Source organism: Flavobacterium sp. UM26 (assembly GCF_057922445.1).
Genome location: NZ_JBVHCY010000005.1, coordinates 140,691 through 160,040 on the forward strand (window position 1 = coordinate 140,691; position 19,350 = coordinate 160,040).

The window sequence follows — 19,350 nt, forward strand, 5'->3', positions numbered from 1 at the left end:
TACTACTGGGCTTTTCTATCAAAATTATTACACCAAATCAAATCCGATGTCTTTTCTATAATTCATTTTATCGAATTGAATTTTAGATACATTGTCGTAAGATTGCTGTAAGGCTTCTTGAAAACTAGCGCCGTAAGAAGTAATAGCCATTACACGTCCTCCATTAGTAACAACTTTTCCGTTATCTAATTTAGTACCGGCATGAAAAACAATTGAATTTTCTACGTTTTCCAATCCTGAAATTTCTTTTCCTTTCTCAAATTCTTCTGGATAACCTCCTGAAACTATCATTACGGTAGTAGCGCTTCTTTCATCAACTTCTAAGTTAAAATCGGCAAGTTTTTCATTGGCTACTGCCAAAAATAACTCTACTAAATCTGACTTCAATCGAGGTACCACTACTTCGGTTTCTGGATCACCCATACGAACGTTATATTCAATCACAATCGGTTCGTTGTTCACGTTAATCAAACCAATAAACACGAAACCTTTATAAGGAATACCCTCTTTTTGCAACCCAGCAATAGTAGGCTGTACAATTCTCGTTTCGATTTTTTCCATCAAAACAGCGTCTACGTAAGGAACAGGAGAAACCGCTCCCATTCCACCAGTATTCAATCCTGTGTCCCCTTCGCCAATGCGTTTGTAATCTTTTGCAGTGGGCAAAATTTTGTAACTTTTACCATCGGTTAGTACAAAACAACTCAATTCAATTCCATCCAAAAACTCCTCGATAACGACTTTTGAACTTGCAGCGCCAAACTTTTGACCCACCAACATATTGCGTAATTCTGTTTGGGCTTCGGCTAAATCCTGAATGATTAAAACACCTTTTCCAGCAGCTAATCCGTCGGCTTTAAGAACGTAAGGCGGTTGTAGTGTCGCCAAGAACTCGCATCCTTTTTCTACTGTTTCGGCTGTAAAACTATCGTAAGCCGCAGTAGGGACTTGGTGCTTCATCATAAATTCTTTGGCAAATTCCTTGCTTCCTTCAAGTTGCGCTCCCAATTTTGATGGACCAATAACGGGGATGTATTTTAAATCTGCATCATTCAAAAAGAAATCATACACGCCTTTTACTAATGGATCTTCTGGTCCTACGACAACCATCTCTATGTTTTCTTTTATCACCACGGCTTTGATGGCTTCAAAATCTGTAGCGCTAAAATCTAAATTGGTTGCTATAGTAGCGGTTCCTGCATTTCCAGGCGCTACAAATAGCGTGTCACAAAGTGGACTTTGAGTCAATTTCCAAGCAAAAGCATGTTCTCTTCCGCCTGAACCTAATAGTAAAATATTCATGTTGTAGTTGTTTATTGTGTTGATTTTTCTCCTATTGAAGAAGTGGTGCAAAAATAATTGCTTTTGAACGTAAAAAATAATTTAATTGTAAAAAGTTCGTGTATATCTACCGATGTCCACTTAGATAGTTTATTTTTGATAAAATTTTATGCAATGTTTCGTCTTTTTAATTTAACCCTTCGCCTAAATGGTTTTCCGATTCGTGAAGCACAATTGGAATTGGATAGCATTTTTAAATTATCCGATGCCGAACACCAGGCCTTTTTAGCCAAAAAAAAGAACGAAATTGTAGCGTATCATCTAGAAAATAATGCTTTTTATAAAACATTAGTAGGGAAAACAAGTGTTGAAAACTGGAACGATTTGCCCGTTTTGAATAAACAACAACTTCAAAAACCATTGGCAGAACGATTGTCGAAAGGTTATACAACCAAAAATGTGTATCTCAATAAAACCTCAGGCTCAAGCGGAACTCCTTTTTTTTTTGCCAAAGACAAATACGCCCATGCGCTAACTTGGGCATCGAATATCGCCCGATTCGGTTGGCACGGTATCGATTTTAACAGCTCTTATCAAGCCCGATTTTACGGCATTCCGATGGATTTTTTGGGCTATAGAAAAGAACGACTCAAAGACTTTTTGAGTCATCGCTATCGCTTTCCTATTTTTGATTTGTCGGATAGGATTTTAGATGGTTTTTTGAAACAATTTGAGACCAAAAAATTTGATTATATCAATGGCTATACTTCTTCGATTGTTTTGTTTGCCAAATTTTTACAGCAAAAAAACAAGGTGCTCAAAACGATTTGTCCTACACTGAAGGTTTGTGTCGTCACTTCAGAAATGCTTTTCCCAGAAGACAAGATACTCTTAGAAAAACAATTTGGCGTTCCGGTGGTTAATGAATACGGCGCGTCTGAGTTGGATTTGATTGCCTTTGAAAATCGAGATGGAGAATGGCAAGTCAACGCTGAAACCTTGTTTGTAGAGATTTTGGACGAGAATAATCAAGCAGTTCCTAATGGTACTCCAGGGCGAATTGTGATTACTTCTCTCTTCAATAAAGCGCATCCTTTTATTCGCTATGACTTGGGTGACATTGGAATTTTGGATAAAAAAAGCACTGCAAAAAAACCTATTCTCAAACAACTAATTGGACGAACCAATGATGTGGCGCAACTACCTAGTGGAAAAAAATCACCGGGGCTGACTTTTTACTACGTAACCAAAAGTATCATTGAAGACGACGGTACTATCAAAGAATTTATCATCAAACAAACCCAAATCGATACGTTTGAAATTGAATATGTAAGCCAAACCGAATTGACCTCAGCACAAATTCAAAAAATCGAAAGTGCTATTGCCTTGTATTTAGAAAGTGGATTGCTATTTAGTTTCATTCGAAAAGAAAAACTCGAACGAAGTCATCGTGGGAAATTGAAGCAGTTTACGTCATTGTTGAGATAATTGGAGGCAACAACTTGTGATCTCCAAATGGATTCTTGAAGTCGCAAATTGCGACTTCAAAACCGTTAAGGTAACAAATTGTGACCTTAAAACAACCAAAATCATAATATATGGAAAACGAAATACTACTTTCTGTGAATTGACTTCTAATAAAAGTTGCTAACAAATAAGCTAAATCTCTCCTTTTAGCCCCGGGAGGAGCGGCATCCTTTGTTGACGGGGTTCGGCAACAAAGATATAGCGGATCACGGGACGATGCTAGCTGATAAAACCCCTTGTTTCTGCTTCTAAACAGTAACTACATTTTTGATATACCTTGGTTTTATAAGTAACTGTGTGAACAAGAAGCCGAGCATAATGAACAAAGCCACCACAAAATTATACCGATGAAATTGGCGATAAACGGCAAAGTTGTGTTGCAGTAAAGCGACCTTGGAGGCTGAAAGCGAGTTGTTGCGAATGCGGTAATAGGCCAAACTTTCGGGGACGGGTTTGGCACTTTTCAATTTCTTGAGAATGGTAAGCCAAAGCATCCAATCTTGACGTTTTCGAATGGAAGAAATGGCGATTTTTCCGAAAAAATCTGCGTCGTAAATGCCTGTTAAGTTGCCCACATAGTTACAAAAAAACAGCTGACGATAGGACAGATTTCTGGGCGCTTCGACTAGTTTATGCAATGGATTTCCTGCTTCGTCTATGCATTCGTAAAAAGAAAATGTAAACGGCTGCTGTTGTTCTTCCATAAATTGAAGTTGACGCTCCAATTTATTGGGTTTCCATACATCATCGGCGTCTAAAAAAGCGATGTAATTGCCTAGGCAATGATAGAGGGCGTTGTTGCGCGTAACACCTGTTCCGGAATTGGTTGGATTTTTGAAAATCCGAATGCGGTGGTCGGTTTGAGCGATATGTTGAGCTATGGTAAGTGTTGTGTCGGTTGAGCTATCGTCTACCAAAATTACTTCCCAATTCGGATACGTTTGTTGTTGTACCGAAGCAAGCGTATCAGCAATAAAATCGGCTGAATTGTAAGTTGGAATGATGATAGAAACTAGTTTTTCCATATTAATACGCTTTATCTTCGCCTTTGATGGTGTTGAAAATGGTCATAAAAATGATTTTGATGTCCAACAAAATCGACCAATTTTCCATATAGAAAATATCATATTTCACTCGGTTGATGATATCTGTTTCTTTTTCTACTTCACCACGATAGCCTTTGGTTTGCGCTAATCCTGTAATGCCGGGTTTTACAAAATGGCGCACCATAAACTTATTGACGCGTTGTGCATACATTTCGGTATGGCTCACCATATGTGGCCTTGGTCCCACTACCGACATTTGTCCCAAAAAAACATTAATAAATTGCGGCAACTCATCGATGCTGGTTTTTCTCAAAAATCGTCCTACCCGAGTAATTCTTGGGTCGTTTTTAGAAACTTGTTCCAAGTGGGCTTCGGGGTTCAAATTCATAGAACGGAATTTGTAACAATTGAATTCATGGTAATTCAGTCCATTTCTTTTTTGCACAAAAAACAAAGGCCCTTTGGATTCTAGTTTGATGATAATCGCCAAAATAGGAGTGAGCCAAGAGAGAATTCCAACAATAACCAGCAAAGAAAATACTATATCAAAAACTCTTTTGATGCCTTTGTTCAACTCGCTGTCTAAGACTATATTTCGCAGCGAGATTACAGGAATGTAATCGTAATAATCGAAGGTAAAGTTTCGAGAAAGGATTTGTTTTTCGTTGGGAATAAATTTCAAGGTTTTCAAGTTATTATCGGCAAAATCAACCAAGTCCGAGATTTGTCTCTGACTCAAATCGTCCATCGCGCAGTACATCTCGTCTATTTTATGGGTTAAAACATACTCACAACTTTCTTTAATATGATCTTTGCGATGGTGTTCTAAGTTGAATACTTTCTCTAAAATATAACCATAATCTGGGTTCTCGGTAAAAAAATGTTGTAAAGGTGCAATGTTTTTTGGGCTACCCAAAAGAACCACTTTTCTAAAATTACCTCCAAAAAGCACTCTGAACTTTTGTAGAAAAAAGTAAATGGACAACTTAAAAAACAACACAACAGCGATAACAATTGCGCTAAAAAAGAACGTCTTTTGAATACTGGCGCTTGGGTTATTGATAAAGATTACGGCTAACGAAAACAAGAAAAATAGCATCCACTGTTTGAAAGCGCAATTCAGTATAGCAATAACTTTAGTGTAACGATAGACTTCATAAAATCCTAAGGTCGATGCAATAACGAACCAAGCCATTATTAAAGCAATAGAATTATACGACAACAAAGGTAAATCAGTACAATAAATAGCCGCTACTAAAATGATTGCACTATCCAAAACATAGGAAAAGGGCCGAATGTATCCTGAATATCTACCGGTTTTGGTCTTCACTGATGATGAAAATGAGCTTTGGGATTAAAAAATATATTTCGAAAAATCCTTGTGTTCTTCCTTAGACAACTCTTCTTTTGAAAGTGATTTGAAATAATCATAAGTAATTTTCATTCCTTCGGCACGGTCAATGGTAGGCTCCCAACCGAGAAGCTCTTTGGCCTTAGTAATGTCGGGTTGGCGTTGTAAAGGATCGTTGATAGGTAACGGATGATACACCACTTTTTGAGAAGTGCCTGTTAGTTTAATAATTTCCTCGGCAAAATCTTTAATGGTAATTTCGTCTGGATTTCCAATATTTACGGGATATACATAATCTGAATGCAACAATCTAAAAATGCCTTCTACTTGGTCGTCTACATAACAAAAAGAACGCGTTTGCATCCCATCGCCAAAAATGGTCAAATCCTCTCCACGAATCGCTTGTCCAATAAATGCTGGAATTACACGACCGTCGTTGAGACGCATTCTGGGTCCGTAAGTATTGAAAATACGAACAATTCTGGTTTCTACTCCGTGAAACGTGTGGTAGGCCATCGTAATCGATTCCTGAAAACGTTTCGCCTCATCATACACACCACGAGGACCAATGGTATTGACATTTCCATAATATTCCTCCGTTTGCGGATGAACTAAAGGATCTCCGTATACCTCTGAAGTAGACGCAATAAGAATTCGGGCTTTTTTAACTCTCGCCAAACCCAATAAATTATGAGTACCTAATGACCCGACTTTTAAGGTTTGAATCGGAATTTTTAAATAATCAATGGGACTAGCTGGTGAAGCAAAATGCAAAATATAATCTAACTTACCAGGAATATGCACAAACTTGGTAATATCGTGATGGTAAAACTCAAAATGTTCTAATTTAAATAAATGCTCGATATTTTTTAAATCTCCAGTAATCAAGTTATCCATCCCAATTACGTGATATCCCTCATTAATAAAACGATCACACAAATGCGATCCCAAAAATCCTGCGGCTCCAGTGATAAGTATTCTTTTCATATTTTGCATATTATTCAACAACAAATGTAATCGATTTAAAGAAAATTCCTTTACAACCCCCTTCATTCTTTTTAAATTAGAAGCAGGGAGCAAAGGCTTTTTGGGCTACATCGTCCCGTGATCCGCTATATCTTTGCTTTTTAAAAGAAAAAAGCAAAGGATGCCGCTACTCCCGGGGCTAAGGAACAACAATAGGCTTTCTTGGGTATATTTTTTAATCAATTATAAGCTTATTCTAGAATAAGTTCTTTAGAAAACTTTATTTTTGTTTTGTAAGCAAAAGAAAAAAAATTGAAAGTTGTACATATTATCGAAGCATTAGGCGGTGGCGTTTATACCTATTTTGAAGATCTCACCCATCATTTCGAAAAAGAAGCTATTCGTCATAAAGTACCAACTTTCATCCTCTATAGCGATAACCGCAAAGAAATCGATCCTCAAAAAGTAGCCCAATTGTTCGCTACCATCCCAAATAAAAAAGTGGAGATGAAAAGAGAAATCCACCCAATTTCGGACGGTAAAGCCATACAAACCCTCATCCGTGAACTCCAAGCCATCAAACCCGATGTGGTGCATTTGCATTCCTCCAAAGCTGGTGTTCTAGGAAGAATCGCTTGCTGTTTTGTGAGTCCAAAACCACTCGTTTTTTATACGCCACACGGCTATGCCTTTCAACGCACCGACATTTCTCCCTTTGCCAAAAAAATGTATTGGTGTATTGAAAAATACTTCCAAAAAATTTTCGGAGGAATTACCATCGCTTGTGGTGACTCTGAGTTTGAATTAGCAAAACAATTAGGAAAAGCCGAAATGATAAGAAATGGTATAGACATTTCTACCATCCAAAACCACCTGCAACCTGTTTCGAATGCTAAATTAACCATAGGAATAGCCGGTAGAATAACTGCTGCTAGAAACCCAAACCTATTCAATGCCATTGCTCAACAATTCCCCGAATATCAATTTGTATGGATTGGCGATGGAGAAGAGCGAAATCAAATTACAGCTCCTAACATCAAAATTACCGGTTGGTTTCTAGAAAAAAAACAGGTGTATGAGCAAATAAATGCTTTAGATATTTATCTTCAAACCTCCCTTTGGGAAGGACTACCCATCGCTGTTCTTGAGGCTATGGCATTAATGAAACCAGTAATTGCAACAAAAATAAATGGCAATAAGGATACCGTCATTCCTCACGAAACCGGCTTCTTATTTCAAGAAATATCAGAATTAGCCTCCCACTTCAAAAACCTAGAAGACCCCATTACTAGAACCCAATTGGGTAAAAATGCAGAAGAAAGATGCAAACTTTTATTTGATACTACCAAAAATTTTACGGCTCTTACGGAGCTATACCAGCAGTATCTTTTTGCTGCAACCAAAGACTCCCAAAAATAGAAAACCAAAAGCCGCTGAATGTAATTCCATCAAAACGCAATAAAAAATCATCGGTCAAATTCGAGGTGAAAAAGAGAAAGAAAAAAGAAAAAATCAATGCGTTTTTCAAATCGATTCCTAGATAACCAATAGTGCCAATATAAAGCAACACAATTATTGGTCCTGCAACACCAAATTTGAGTAAAAAATCGAGAAACTGATTGTGCGTAGGAAAGGCATATTTAGCCAAAAAATGTTGATGGGTTTGTTTAAAATACTTCACCAATTCTGGTTTTCCATCCGAAGCTCCCACTCCAAAAGGCAAATGTTGCAACGATAATTCCCAAGCAGATTTCCAAATAGAAACTCTAGTTACGAGAGAATTAAAAACCTTTATTTCAGGATGATCAATTTCGTCTAACTTTCCCACCTTGTCCATATAAGCAAAAGTAACCGAACTGTATTTTTCTTTCATATAAGGATTTTTTTGAACAAAAAGCATAAAAATCCCCACTACCACTCCACCAATAACTACGCTATATAGCATCATTTTTTTTAGATTAAAATGCGCTAAAAAAAACGAGAACACTACAAATAAATATCCTGCCAATACATTGAATAATGCCATTCGAGTATTCACCAAAAGCACAAAGAAAAAAGAACAGGCAAATACAATAAAGGTTAAAAAAACAACGCTTTTATCTTTTCTCATTTGCCAACTTTGTACTAACAAATACAAAGCCGCAATACTCACAAAAGCCAAGTGCATATTGAGTGCTGGAGCATGAATCCCGATAGAATTGGCGAAAACATAACCCATTTCCCAAAGGTGAACGCCCTGCCAATATTTAGTGACATACTCTGGAAAAACAACTACAAACCGAAATGCAAAAACAATCATTAGTAAGGTTGTACTATTTACATAATACCCCAACAATTTCGAAAAAGAAATCCTTTGGTAATTCCCCAAAATAAATAAGGGAAACAAAACCAATGCCGCGCTCTTTTCAATAGATTTGATCCCTTGCCTCAAATCATCGTTGTTCCAAAAAAGTACTAATTCTAACAAAAAAGGAGACGCAATTATGCCAGCTAAAACCAACGCTTTTTTGGACCATTGTATTTTCTTAAAATAGAAAATATTAAAAATTGCAAAAGCAAAAATTAACCAAGTACAAGGCTTTCTAAAAATCAAGGTACATGCGATAGCTACCAAAAAAAAAGCAAAAATCTTATTGAACTGTTTTTCGGAAATGGTCATAATAAAGAGCATAATAGATTAAGGGGAAAACACCCATTTTGTGACGAATCGCCGATCCTAAATCGGGTTCGAAAACACCTTGCAGTATAAAAAAAGAGAACACAAAAAGAAGCATCCATAACTCGTACACATATTCTTTTTTGTCTTTTATACAACGAGCCAATCGAACTAATAAAATGTAAAACAAGAATAATTGCCAAATTACAAACAATACAATCTGTGGGGAAAAAATATGTTTCAATCCATTAAGCGGAACATTTACCGTAAAAAAACCATACAAAATACCTATGATTTCTCCATACCAAGTATCTGTTTTTACGGGAGAAACAATACTAGAATTCGCATCAACAGAACCCATTCGAGCGCTATTAATAAGCTCTCGGCTTTGCTCCGAAAAAAATTGCCCTTGTACAAAGCCATAACTCAAGGACAAAAAAATAATTATTGCTATTCCGTAAAATAAAGTTGCAAAAGTTCGATTCGGAATTTTGATACAAGTAATCCAATACATTCCCATCGCAACAATGGGCAATAAGACAAAATACGGTCTATATATCGCTCCAAAAAACACAAAAAGAGACAAGCTTATAAATAGCGTTTTCTGAAAAGAAAATAGCTTTTTTTGAAATAAAAAAACAATTGTCGAGAGGTACAAAAAAGTGATAAACTCCTTAGAAGGCATCGCCATAAAAATAGCTATCATAGTAAAAGCCAAATACACCAAAACATTTTTAATAGTCACTTTCTCGAACGTACTTGGAACACCTATTTTATACAAAACACCCATCAGAATAGGAAACTGAATTAAGGCAATCACAGCAAAAGGCAAATATCGTAAACCTGTTATTTTATAGAACAAAATCGTTAAAGGATAACTGCCAAAATAGCCTATTTCGTTACCCTTATCATAAGCAATTATAGCTGCATCATAATAAAAACGTTTGGGTAAAACAAAACTAGCAGCAAAAGCCACAAGAAGATTGAGTCCTACAAGGAGGAAAAAAGCTGCGGTGTTTTTTTTTAGGAATAAAGACATTCAGGTCTAATTGAAAATATAGTAACAAACTTAACTCAAAAACAGCTTAATTCCGTCTTTGACATACACAAAAAGGGCCGTTCCAAGATTCCAAAATAAGGCGCTTATCGAAAAAGCAATAGCGGCACCCAACATTCCATAAGAAGGAATCAACCAATAATTAAGTAAAAAATTAAGGACAAGAGCCCCCAAAACAATGCGTTGAAAAATACGTTGACGCCCTGTCATATTCAGATAAACAGAAGCCGACCCAAAAAAAACACAAAAACCTTGACCCAAAACTAGTACTACTAATGCCTCTTTGGCCACTACATAACTAGGACCAAAAAAATGCAAAATAAACTCTGGAAAGAGAACCAATATGATAATAACCGGTAGTGTAATTGCAACGATTAATCGGGAACTATTTTGAACTATTTTCTGTACTTTGTCTATTTCTTTATTTGAAAAACTAGCTGCAATAGCTGCCGAAACAGTAATATTTACCGTTAAAATAATAACAGACAACAAAGTCATTAATTTGACCGCCACAGCATAAAAAGCTACGGTAGCATCGCCGTGGTATTTTTTTAAAAAAAGAATATCAAAACTCATCATTAAAAAAATAGCCATTCCACTTACGGCAATCGGAAAGGAATGCGTGATAATTTCTCGAGAAGAAAAACAATCGGTAGTACAAGTAGCTGGTTTTTTAGCGAAAAAGTAAAAGGTCAATATGGTTGTCACAACTCCCAAAAAAACAAAACTCAACAAAAATGCATCGACCAAATAGAGTTCTTGTTGCCATTGCACAAGTATAAAAGCCACCACAATTATCGGCAAATACTTAAATACATTTCGAAATAGTTCAGCTACAACTATTTCGTCCAAAGCTCTAAAGACCTCTACATTTAGTATAGAAAGGCCATAAAAAAACAAGGCTGCCGAAGCTTTTATCAGAAGTAGATAAGTAGCATCGTCCGAAAAAAATAGTGCCACAACAGAAGCATCCAATGCTACTATACAAACCAATAAGAGCAGCGAAGCTACAAACAGCATCGAGACCATTTTTAGATAGACCTTTTTTAAGTGTCCCAAAGAGTACTCCGGATACAAACGCCCTTTGAAGTACAATATGGATTGATCAAAACCCAATAAACAAATACTCCCAATAGCAAAAAGAAAAGTACGAACAAAATCATATTGTCCTACTATCTTAGGTGTATACTTTTGTGTTAAAAACAACGTAAAACCAAACAAAATGACAACCCCAAAAACCCGGATCAATAAGGTTAAAAAACTTTGCCGAACCACAGGGTTTTGAACCGTTTTAAGTAAGTGAAATCGAATTGTTCTTAACACATTAGGTCTTGTTAGCAAAAAAAATATTTTTTAGAGAGCAACCGTTTTAGATTTAGCCAATTGTTTTTGATAAAATCGGACGAACAAATGAAAACCTACAAATAAAAACAAAAGTGCGATTGGCAATACCAACTTCATCTTTCCATTTATGGCTATTGAAGTATTACTATTCAAAGTGAAAGTTACCTCCTTGATTGTTTTTTGAAAGTTGATTAATTTCAAACGGTTTTTACTTTGTTGGTAAACCAAATCTTGCTTGGTTTTAATTATATCATTGAGTTGTGTGTTTTCGTTATAGTACATCAACTTATCGTTTTTTAACGAACTCTTTACATTGGCCGAAAACCCATTAAGAACACCATTAATTTGTTGAATAATGGTATCATTTTGTGCAATATCTTGTTTCAAATTTGCCAATCCTACCTTTTGCATTGTCGAAAAATAGTCTGATTGATTGAGATAATTCAGCAATGGTGCAATCAATTTTTTTTCGGTTGTAGACCCATTGGTCACTACAGAAATGGTATGATACGTGTAATTTTTACTGGTTATATTATCCTCTAATACTTTTTTGACTTCACCAACCTCGGCCATCAATTTAATCAATTCAAAATTTCGCTCTTTGTCTTCAATAAATTTATAGACATCGGCAATGGGTTTAATTTCAATTTTTCTTAGCGCTTCAGGGTTGGATAATCCTACTTCTTTTTGCAAAAAAGTAGTCTCCCCAGCATTAATTTTAGATTGAATCAAATTGATTTTAGCATACAAATAATCCACACTTCCAAAGTTGGGAATCACTGTAATTTCATGGGTATACAATTTATTGTTTTTGTCTAAAAATAATCCTAAACCAAAACCAATAATAAGCAATGCTGCCACTATTTTCCATTGGTGTACAAAAAACTGAATGCAATTGAACAACAAAGTATTCAATCGTTCAAACCCATTTTTTACTTTAGTGGTAATTTGAAATACATCAATTTCTGAATCGCTATGCGAGGGTGTGTTCATATCTTAATTTAAAGAGTATTCAATATTTGTTCTAAAATTTTAATCGTAATCAAATACGTTGGTTTTACGCCAGTAGTTCCTAAACCTCCTGAAGCCAACGTGCTTCCTGTCTCGAGCGGATTATCAGAAGCATAGTAAGCATAACGTACTTTGATGTCTTTTGGTACACTCTTTCTGATTTTAGAGGCCGATTGTATTGCTTTTTGGTAATAAGACCCTTCCATTTCTAAACCTATCACACCCCAAGTCGATTCGTGGAAAAACTTCAATAAGTCTCTATTTTGAAGCGATGTTCCCAAAACGGTTACCATAGGTCCTGCAAAAACAGCGATATCATTGCCTTCGAACATTTCGGCAGTCAATTCGTTTTCAAAGAAATAGTTGTCGGCTGTTCCCTCGTTAATATGCGCATTTGGAATCATAATATCGCCTTTGCCTCCTTCGAGAATTCCAGCTTTTCCCATAATTGAAACCGACTGCACATTAAGTAAGATCTCTTTTTTGTAGGGTTTTAATAATTCATCAATGGTTTCATAAGCTTGTTCGCCAAAAGCATAATCCATAACAATCAAAACAGGTGCTTTGTCTCCTACTTGTGCCTTGGGAAAAGCGGTTTTGGACCAATCAATTTTGGCGGTATCAAACAATTGTACATCAATATTGGTTCCTGAAGTATCTGGTAAAAAAACCATTCCGTTTTTCTCAGCCACCGTTTCTACTTGTTTACGTAATTCTTTGGCGCCAGATTTACTTAATTCTTCATAGATCACAAAATCAGATTGATCCTTAAACTTCGATTTGAGCAATGGTGTGGCAAAAATAGAATTCATCACACTGTGCATGTTAGCACTAATAACGTGAATAGGTCGTTCTAATAAGTCTTTAGATTTTAAAACTTCTTTGATATTATTCGCCCAAATTTCACCATGAATATGATGCCCTAGACGTTCTCTCAAAATAGGGCTAAAAGTTATGGTTCTCTTATTGTTGTCTAACACCTCCTCGATGGCTAATTTTCCTAACCAATAAATAACATGCAGAAAACGATCCGGCGCATGCTCTGAACCAAAAGCATCATAAATGTCCAATACTTCTTCAAAAGTTCTACCTAGAACATTAGACGCATGCGAAATCGCTTTTTCTTTTTCGATTTGTGTTAGCTTCTTCGTTTGGTTAACCGCTGCTTCTAGTTTTAACCAATCTCTAGAAACTTCGCCAGTATCATCTAGTAAAACGCGGTCTTTGATTTTATGGGATTCGATAAAAATGAAAGTCAGATGCGTCAAAATATCATAAATATCGGAACGTCCGCGAGTGATTTCAACATTCATTTGTTCTTCGTCAATTCGGTAACAATTTCTTCTTCGCTTTGGCGGAACAATAGCCTGAAAATGCGATTTTGAATACCCTTCATCCGAAGTAAGATTAATAAATCGACATTCTTCAATCCCTACTGGAAGTCGTTCGATAACGTACAATAAACCGTTCAATTCTACTTTTTCATCGGCAATAGAACCATAAATTTCTGGTCGCAAAGCCAATAAAGACTCCCGTAAGGTATCACCTGAAACCCCCATTGGTTTATAAAACCCACGGTTGAATAAATGGCGCATGGTAATGTACATTTTTTCTATAGCCGCAGAAGATTCTTGCGCTCTAGATCTTGATATATGTTTGGTTGTATTCATCTTCTTTGTTTTTAGTACTTCTCAAAGGTAAGTAAAAGTTTTTTTTAGTGGATTAAACCAAAATTATGAAACGGTAACATTTCTTAACTAAGCGAAAAATAAAGATTGTCTCACTAGGCATTGGGGAGCGCATCCGCTATTTTCCGATCATTACTCAATCTCGGAATTTTATTTTGTCCACCTAATTTTCCGATGGATTTCATATAGTCTTGGAAGCCGTTTTTGGCGACTTTGGTGATCACTACTTTTCGCAACACATTTCCAACAATCAAATCGTCATAATAAATATTTTGCTTGCGCATGGCTTGGTCAATCGCTTCGGCAAAAGCAACCTCATCCTCTGGTTCGTTTTCAAATTCAATAAACCATTCGTGATAAGGTAATCCCTCTTTTGGTGTGATTTGCGGCGCCACAGTAAATTCATTAATGCGAATAGTAGTGCCTTGAATCGCTTCTTGCAGCGCACTTTCTACTTCTTTGCCAATCACGTGTTCCCCAAAAGCAGAAATGTAATGCTTGATTCTACCCGAAACAATAACGCGATAAGGTTTCAAGGAAGTAAACTGTACGGTATCGCCAATATTGTAGCCCCAAAGTCCCGCATTGGTCGAAATAATCAGTACATAATTTACGCCCAATTCGACTTCGCCTATGGTGTAACGCTTTGGATTCTCGGTAAAAAACTCCTCACTTTTGATAAACTCATAAAAAATTCCGGAGTTCAACAACAGCAACATTCCTTTCTCTTTTTGAGCATCTTGGTAAGCAAAAAAACCTTCTGAGGCAGGGAAAAGTTCGATGCTATCTACTTTTCGACCTATTAAATTTTCGAATTTTGCGCGATACGGTTCAAAATTAACGCCTCCATAAATGAATAAATTGAAGTTTTGGAACAATTCTCCAACTGGCTTTTGCGCCTTTTGTTGCAATTTTTCGAAATACATTTGTACCCAAGACGGAATTCCAGAAATCACGCGCATGTCTTCCTTTATGGTCTCTTCTACAATAGCATTGACTTTGGTTTCCCAATCTTCAATACAGTTGGTTTCCCAAGAAGGCATTCTGTTTTTTTGCAAATACCCTGGAACAAAATGAGCAGCTATGCCTGATAATCGTCCTAATTTGATACCGTTTTTCTCGGTTAAAATTGGACTTCCTTGCAAAAAAATCATTTTTCCATCTACAAAATCAGCATTACCTGTTTCATGAATGTAATGCAAAATAGCGTTTCTAGAAGCTTTAATATGTGTCGGCATAGACTCCTTCGTCAAAGGAATATATTTAGCTCCCGAAGTGGTTCCCGAAGTTTTGGCAAAATAAATAGGTTTACCTTTCCAAAGCACATTTTCTTCTCCATTTACCACACGATCTACATAGGGTTTTAATCCTTCGTAATCTCTGATGGGAACGTTTTGAACAAAATCCGCATGCGATTGTATTTGTTCAAAATTATGGTCTTTCCCAAATTGAGTGTTTTTGGCTTCTTTTATCAATTTTTTAAAAACAGCTTCTTGAGTGGCAACGGGATGCTGTGCCCATTCTTGTGTCTTTCTGACTATTTTTTTTGCAAATAATTTTGCTGCAATTGCTTTTATTGACATTTACTTTTTATTTAAAACGAATAGCTTTTTATGTTAATTACTTTTTATTTTTACGGGAAACAGCCTCATTCATGATTTTCTTTTCTTCTTCGGCGACTTCTTTCCTTAATCTTAATTCTTCTTCAGAAGCTTTGAGTAACTCAGGAGAAATCGTTGTTTGAGTTTGTACCAAAATAGAATCTTTATTAAAAGTGACATGCTCTAACTTACCCGTAAGTACTTTTTGTATCGCCTTAAGATAAGCGTCATTTTTCTCAAGTGCCTGAGTTAACGAATCGGATTTAAGTGCTAAAATCATGGCTTCTTTTTTGAGTTGTGTAGAAGCATATCCCGGAATATACTCACGCAACGGAGTGAAAGCTATAAATACAGTAGTCATTGTTATCAAAACAATAGCCCCCAAGGTACCCGCAACAAAAACATTCAAAAGACTCAGCTTGAATGAAAACAACTCTTCAAAGGTTTCTTCATTAATCAGAATCAACCGTTTTTTCATGAATATGACCTTCTTAAGCTGATTCGGTAACAAACGATTTTTAAACATAATTCCTTTTTATTGGGGCAAATATAACGATTAAAGCTTGTTTGCTTGAAGCAGCATTACTGCAAATATGAGACAGTAAAACGAAATTTATCATATATTTAACGCTAATGAGAATAAATAATTCTTTTAAAATCAAAACAGATTAAGGAATTCTGTATACATTTGCAGCATTAATTAATACAAATTCGCTTCGGCAATAAAAAATACAATCATGGGAAGATTAGGACTTACAGAAATCCTTGTTATAGTTGGTATCGTATTATTACTTTTTGGAGGTAAAAAAATTCCAGAATTAATGAAAGGTTTAGGAAGCGGAATTAAAGAATTTAAAAACGCAGCCAAAGACGACCAACCTGCTAATTCTAAAAAAGAAGAAGAGACAAAAGAATAAACTTTTCAAAATTAAAAATAAAAAAATCCAAACCCTTTACTGCTATAGATAAAGGGTTTGGTTTTTTTGCTTTAATTTATTATTTGCTTGCCAAATTGACTAGTTCAAAAAACTATCCACCAAAGATTACCGCATCAGGGATATAATACTTTTCGGAGTTGTTTACAATTAATTCCCATTCGTCTGAGCTAATTTTTGCAAAATTTAATTTGCAATTAGCCGATTTACAAGACCATTCTCCTTGGGAAAACACAAAAATACGTTTGCTTTTGCCTGGCAAAGTAGCGTGTACCTCTGCTCCACCATTTGATCTAATAACACCAAATTTAGCCGATTTCGAAGTAGAACCAATTGCCACTCTCAAATCTCCTGTAGCATGATAATTAGTACCCGAAACCTTAGCATCAACAGATTTTGAACCAGTTGGAATACTAACACTCAAAGAATAACTAGCTTTTTCACCTCGTCTGGCAGCACTTCGCATTTGATACACTCTTATTTTATAAGTCCCTGTAGAAGGCAAAACAATACTACACTTGTTCCCATCATTTTGACCAATAAATATGGCTTCGCCTTGCGAACCTGGAGGTAGCACATTAAAATAAGAATCATTGCTTTTATTAGTCAACGTTACATTTAACTTTTGACCTTGATTTGCCCCAACAGTGTAATCAATCGTTTGATCACCAGAAATTACTCCTTGAATTATTGTTGACGATTTACCAACAGGGAACGAGACTTTTTTGGTGATGATTTGAGCAAAAGTCAAGTATGGAAAAATCAAAATAAAAATCTTGAAAAAATTAAAATGTGCTTTCATAATTATGCATTAAACTTTGTTTACTTTGGGCTAGTATTACTCAATGTCAGCGTAAAAGACACACTCGTTCCCTTTCTCGCGGCACTTCTCATTTGAGAAACCCTAATGGTGTAAATCCCACTTTTAGAAATCGTTCCAGAAAAGTTATTCCCATCTATTTCTCCTCTATGCAAAGCCTCTGCGCTTTCATCTGGAGATAACAAATTAAATGAAGATGAATTGGTACTTCCTTTAAAAGTCACTTTAAAAGTTTGTCCTTCTTCAACATAAACCGTGTAATCAATATAAGCGTCGCCTTTAAAAGTGCCTTTGATTACTTTTTTGGGACTGTCTGGTTGCAAAGTCACACTTACCTTTTTTTGTGCAAAAGAAACCATTGGTACCATTGCTACAAATAATACCATTACTAAAACTTGTTTAAAAATTGATTTCATAAAATATTGATTTTAATTGTTTTACAAACTAAAGTTATTAAAAAAATGATTAACAATTAATGCTTCGTCAATAAATAATTATAAATTCAAAAATCTAACTACTATAAAATGATTTGCGTTTTATGCTGTATTGGTTTACTTTAGAACTTCTTAACAACACAAAAATCATGAAAACAAAAAGCGTTTTATTTTTTCTTTTTTTATGCTTTCAATCCATTTTTGCTCAAGATATTCAAGGTGCTTGGGAGGGAAGTCTTAGTATTCAAGGGCGGTCTTTACCTTTGATTTTTAATATTCAAAAAAACGGAAATTCGTTTCTAACTACGCTTGATAGTCCGATGCAAGGCGCCAAAGGAATTCCTGTAAAAGAAACTACATACATAAACAACGAATTGCAACTAAGTGCTCCAAATCTTAATTTGAAATATAGTGGTCTGTTTAACGGTACAACTATTGAAGGAACTTTTCTCCAAAACGGCGCCTCCTTTCCTTTGGTTTTAATCCGAAAAATAATCAATCGTCCTCAAGAACCGCAACCGCCTTTTGATTATCCTATTGAAGAAGTGACTTTTTTGAATCCAAAAGATAAAAATACCCTTGCAGGAACTTTGACATTACCGAAAAACAAAAAAGACTTTCCAATAGTCGTTTTAATTACAGGTTCTGGTGCACAAGATAGAAATTCAGAAATTTTTGACCACCACCCTTTTGCTGTAATAGCTCATGATTTTGCCCAAAAAGGAATTGGTGTATTGCGACTAGACGATCGCGGCGTTGGCGGATCTAGCAAAGGAAGTCCAGAGGATACTTCTGCCAATTTTGCCACTGACATCTCTTCCGCTGTTGATTTTCTTTATTCCAAAGGCTATAAAAATATTGGTATACTTGGTCATAGTGAAGGGGGATTAATTGCTCCAATGGTAGCCAATGAAAACAAAAAAGTACAATTTGTTATTTCAATGGCAGGCCCAGGTATTCCTATTGACCGAATGATGCTCTTACAAAGCCAATCGATTATGAAAGCCGAAGGAGCCAATGCCAACCAAATTGCGACAACCACTGCTTTCAATGAAAAAGTATATGCTTATATCATAAACTACACAGGGCATAACTTAAAAACAGATTTTAAAGACTATATCAAACAAGAATTCAAAAAACTAACCCAAAATCAAGGGTTAACCGAATCACAAATCGATGAATTTGTATCCCAACAAACCAACTCGATAACGAATCCTTGGTATGTCTATTTCTTAAAATTCAATCCTGATACCTATTGGTCCAAAATAAAAATTCCGGTATTAGCACTCAATGGCACTTTGGATGTTCAAGTAAAATCAGCAGAGAATTTGGCAGGAATACAAGCTTCACTTCAAAAAGCGGGCAACAAAAAAGCAACAATTACGGAACTTCAAGGTCTCAACCACTTATTTCAAGAAGCAAAAACAGGAACCATAGCTGAATATGCTACAATTGAGCAAACCATTGCGCCAAAAGTACTCAATACTATGAGTGACTGGATTTTGAAATGGGAATCAAAAAATTAAAACAAAGTCCAAAAAGGTAGTTTAAAGAGTTTAGATGTTTTTGTTTTCTATGAAATGAAATAGAATGTAAATTTTAGTAATTTTAATACTTTAAGAAAATCTTTTTA

The 19,350-nt window shown here is 35.7% G+C and carries 17 protein-coding genes; 4 read left to right on the forward strand and 13 right to left on the reverse strand.

The window, feature by feature from the left end; all coding sequences use genetic code 11:
* Window positions 1–27: 27 nt before the first annotated feature.
* Window positions 28–1,302: a phosphoribosylamine--glycine ligase gene (gene purD / locus ACZ1AQ_RS07960; RefSeq protein ID WP_489632393.1), complete on the reverse strand. Its 1,275-nt coding sequence runs from the start codon at window positions 1,300–1,302 to the stop codon at window positions 28–30.
* A 153-nt stretch (window positions 1,303–1,455) separates the two neighbouring features.
* On the opposite strand from purD, the gene ACZ1AQ_RS07965 reads away from it, so the two are divergent.
* Entirely contained in the window at window positions 1,456–2,769 is a 1,314-nt protein-coding gene (locus tag ACZ1AQ_RS07965) for a phenylacetate--CoA ligase family protein (RefSeq protein WP_489632394.1), read from the forward strand.
* Window positions 2,770–3,056: 287 nt separating this feature from the next.
* Here ACZ1AQ_RS07965 and ACZ1AQ_RS07970 read toward each other — a convergent pair whose 3' ends face one another.
* The 3 genes from ACZ1AQ_RS07970 to ACZ1AQ_RS07980 are packed head-to-tail and all read right to left on the reverse strand — an operon-like array spanning window position 3,057 to window position 6,192.
* Window positions 3,057–3,833 (reverse strand): glycosyltransferase family 2 protein, encoded by a 777-nt coding sequence (locus ACZ1AQ_RS07970; RefSeq protein ID WP_489632395.1) that lies wholly within the window; start codon window positions 3,831–3,833, stop codon window positions 3,057–3,059.
* 1 nt (window position 3,834) lies between these two features.
* Entirely contained in the window at window positions 3,835–5,184 is a 1,350-nt protein-coding gene (locus ACZ1AQ_RS07975) for an exopolysaccharide biosynthesis polyprenyl glycosylphosphotransferase (RefSeq protein ID WP_489632396.1), read from the reverse strand.
* Between the two features lie 24 nt (window positions 5,185–5,208).
* Window positions 5,209–6,192, reverse strand: a complete 984-nt coding sequence (locus ACZ1AQ_RS07980; protein ID WP_489632397.1) for a UDP-glucuronic acid decarboxylase family protein — start codon at window positions 6,190–6,192, stop codon at window positions 5,209–5,211.
* 291 nt (window positions 6,193–6,483) lie between these two features.
* Between ACZ1AQ_RS07980 and ACZ1AQ_RS07985 the strand changes: the two genes are divergently transcribed.
* Window positions 6,484–7,590 (forward strand): glycosyltransferase, encoded by a 1,107-nt coding sequence (locus ACZ1AQ_RS07985; RefSeq protein ID WP_489632398.1) that lies wholly within the window; start codon window positions 6,484–6,486, stop codon window positions 7,588–7,590.
* On the opposite strand, the gene ACZ1AQ_RS07990 is transcribed toward ACZ1AQ_RS07985, so the two are convergent.
* From ACZ1AQ_RS07990 to ACZ1AQ_RS08020, 7 genes are all read right to left on the reverse strand, one after another.
* Window positions 7,535–8,830, reverse strand: coding sequence for an O-antigen ligase family protein (locus ACZ1AQ_RS07990; protein WP_489632399.1), 1,296 nt, complete (start codon window positions 8,828–8,830; stop codon window positions 7,535–7,537). The two genes, ACZ1AQ_RS07985 and ACZ1AQ_RS07990, sit on opposite strands and share 56 nt — an antisense overlap.
* Complete coding sequence (locus ACZ1AQ_RS07995) at window positions 8,802–9,866, reverse strand: hypothetical protein (protein WP_489632400.1); 1,065 nt, start codon at window positions 9,864–9,866, stop codon at window positions 8,802–8,804. The genes ACZ1AQ_RS07990 and ACZ1AQ_RS07995 overlap by 29 nt, the downstream gene beginning before the upstream one ends.
* Window positions 9,867–9,896: 30 nt before the next feature.
* The gene (locus ACZ1AQ_RS08000) at window positions 9,897–11,207 is read right to left on the reverse strand and encodes an MATE family efflux transporter (RefSeq protein ID WP_489632471.1); all 1,311 of its coding nucleotides are present in this window, start codon (window positions 11,205–11,207) and stop codon (window positions 9,897–9,899) included.
* Between the two features lie 30 nt (window positions 11,208–11,237).
* Window positions 11,238–12,221 (reverse strand): hypothetical protein, encoded by a 984-nt coding sequence (locus tag ACZ1AQ_RS08005; protein WP_489632401.1) that lies wholly within the window; start codon window positions 12,219–12,221, stop codon window positions 11,238–11,240.
* Between the two features lie 8 nt (window positions 12,222–12,229).
* Window positions 12,230–13,909, reverse strand: coding sequence for a DUF6909 family protein (locus ACZ1AQ_RS08010; RefSeq protein WP_489632402.1), 1,680 nt, complete (start codon window positions 13,907–13,909; stop codon window positions 12,230–12,232).
* A gap of 113 nt (window positions 13,910–14,022) precedes the next feature.
* Complete coding sequence (locus ACZ1AQ_RS08015) at window positions 14,023–15,510, reverse strand: GH3 auxin-responsive promoter family protein (RefSeq protein ID WP_489632403.1); 1,488 nt, start codon at window positions 15,508–15,510, stop codon at window positions 14,023–14,025.
* A 37-nt stretch (window positions 15,511–15,547) separates the two neighbouring features.
* The gene (locus tag ACZ1AQ_RS08020) at window positions 15,548–16,006 is read right to left on the reverse strand and encodes a peptidase (RefSeq protein WP_489632404.1); all 459 of its coding nucleotides are present in this window, start codon (window positions 16,004–16,006) and stop codon (window positions 15,548–15,550) included.
* A gap of 259 nt (window positions 16,007–16,265) precedes the next feature.
* On the opposite strand from ACZ1AQ_RS08020, the gene ACZ1AQ_RS08025 reads away from it, so the two are divergent.
* Window positions 16,266–16,445, forward strand: a complete 180-nt coding sequence (locus ACZ1AQ_RS08025; RefSeq protein ID WP_489632405.1) for a Sec-independent protein translocase subunit TatA/TatB — start codon at window positions 16,266–16,268, stop codon at window positions 16,443–16,445.
* A gap of 112 nt (window positions 16,446–16,557) precedes the next feature.
* Here ACZ1AQ_RS08025 and ACZ1AQ_RS08030 read toward each other — a convergent pair whose 3' ends face one another.
* Both ACZ1AQ_RS08030 and ACZ1AQ_RS08035 read right to left on the reverse strand, forming a co-directional pair.
* On the reverse strand, window positions 16,558–17,265 hold the full coding sequence (locus ACZ1AQ_RS08030) for a PPC domain-containing protein (RefSeq protein ID WP_489632406.1): 708 nt from the start codon (window positions 17,263–17,265) through the stop codon (window positions 16,558–16,560).
* A 20-nt stretch (window positions 17,266–17,285) separates the two neighbouring features.
* Window positions 17,286–17,699: a hypothetical protein gene (locus tag ACZ1AQ_RS08035; RefSeq protein ID WP_489632407.1), complete on the reverse strand. Its 414-nt coding sequence runs from the start codon at window positions 17,697–17,699 to the stop codon at window positions 17,286–17,288.
* Window positions 17,700–17,866: 167 nt separating this feature from the next.
* Here ACZ1AQ_RS08035 and ACZ1AQ_RS08040 point away from each other — a divergent pair, with 167 nt between their 5' ends.
* A complete protein-coding gene (locus ACZ1AQ_RS08040; protein WP_489632408.1) occupies window positions 17,867–19,243 on the forward strand; it encodes an alpha/beta hydrolase family protein in 1,377 nt (458 codons plus the stop codon).
* Window positions 19,244–19,350 lie beyond the last annotated feature (107 nt).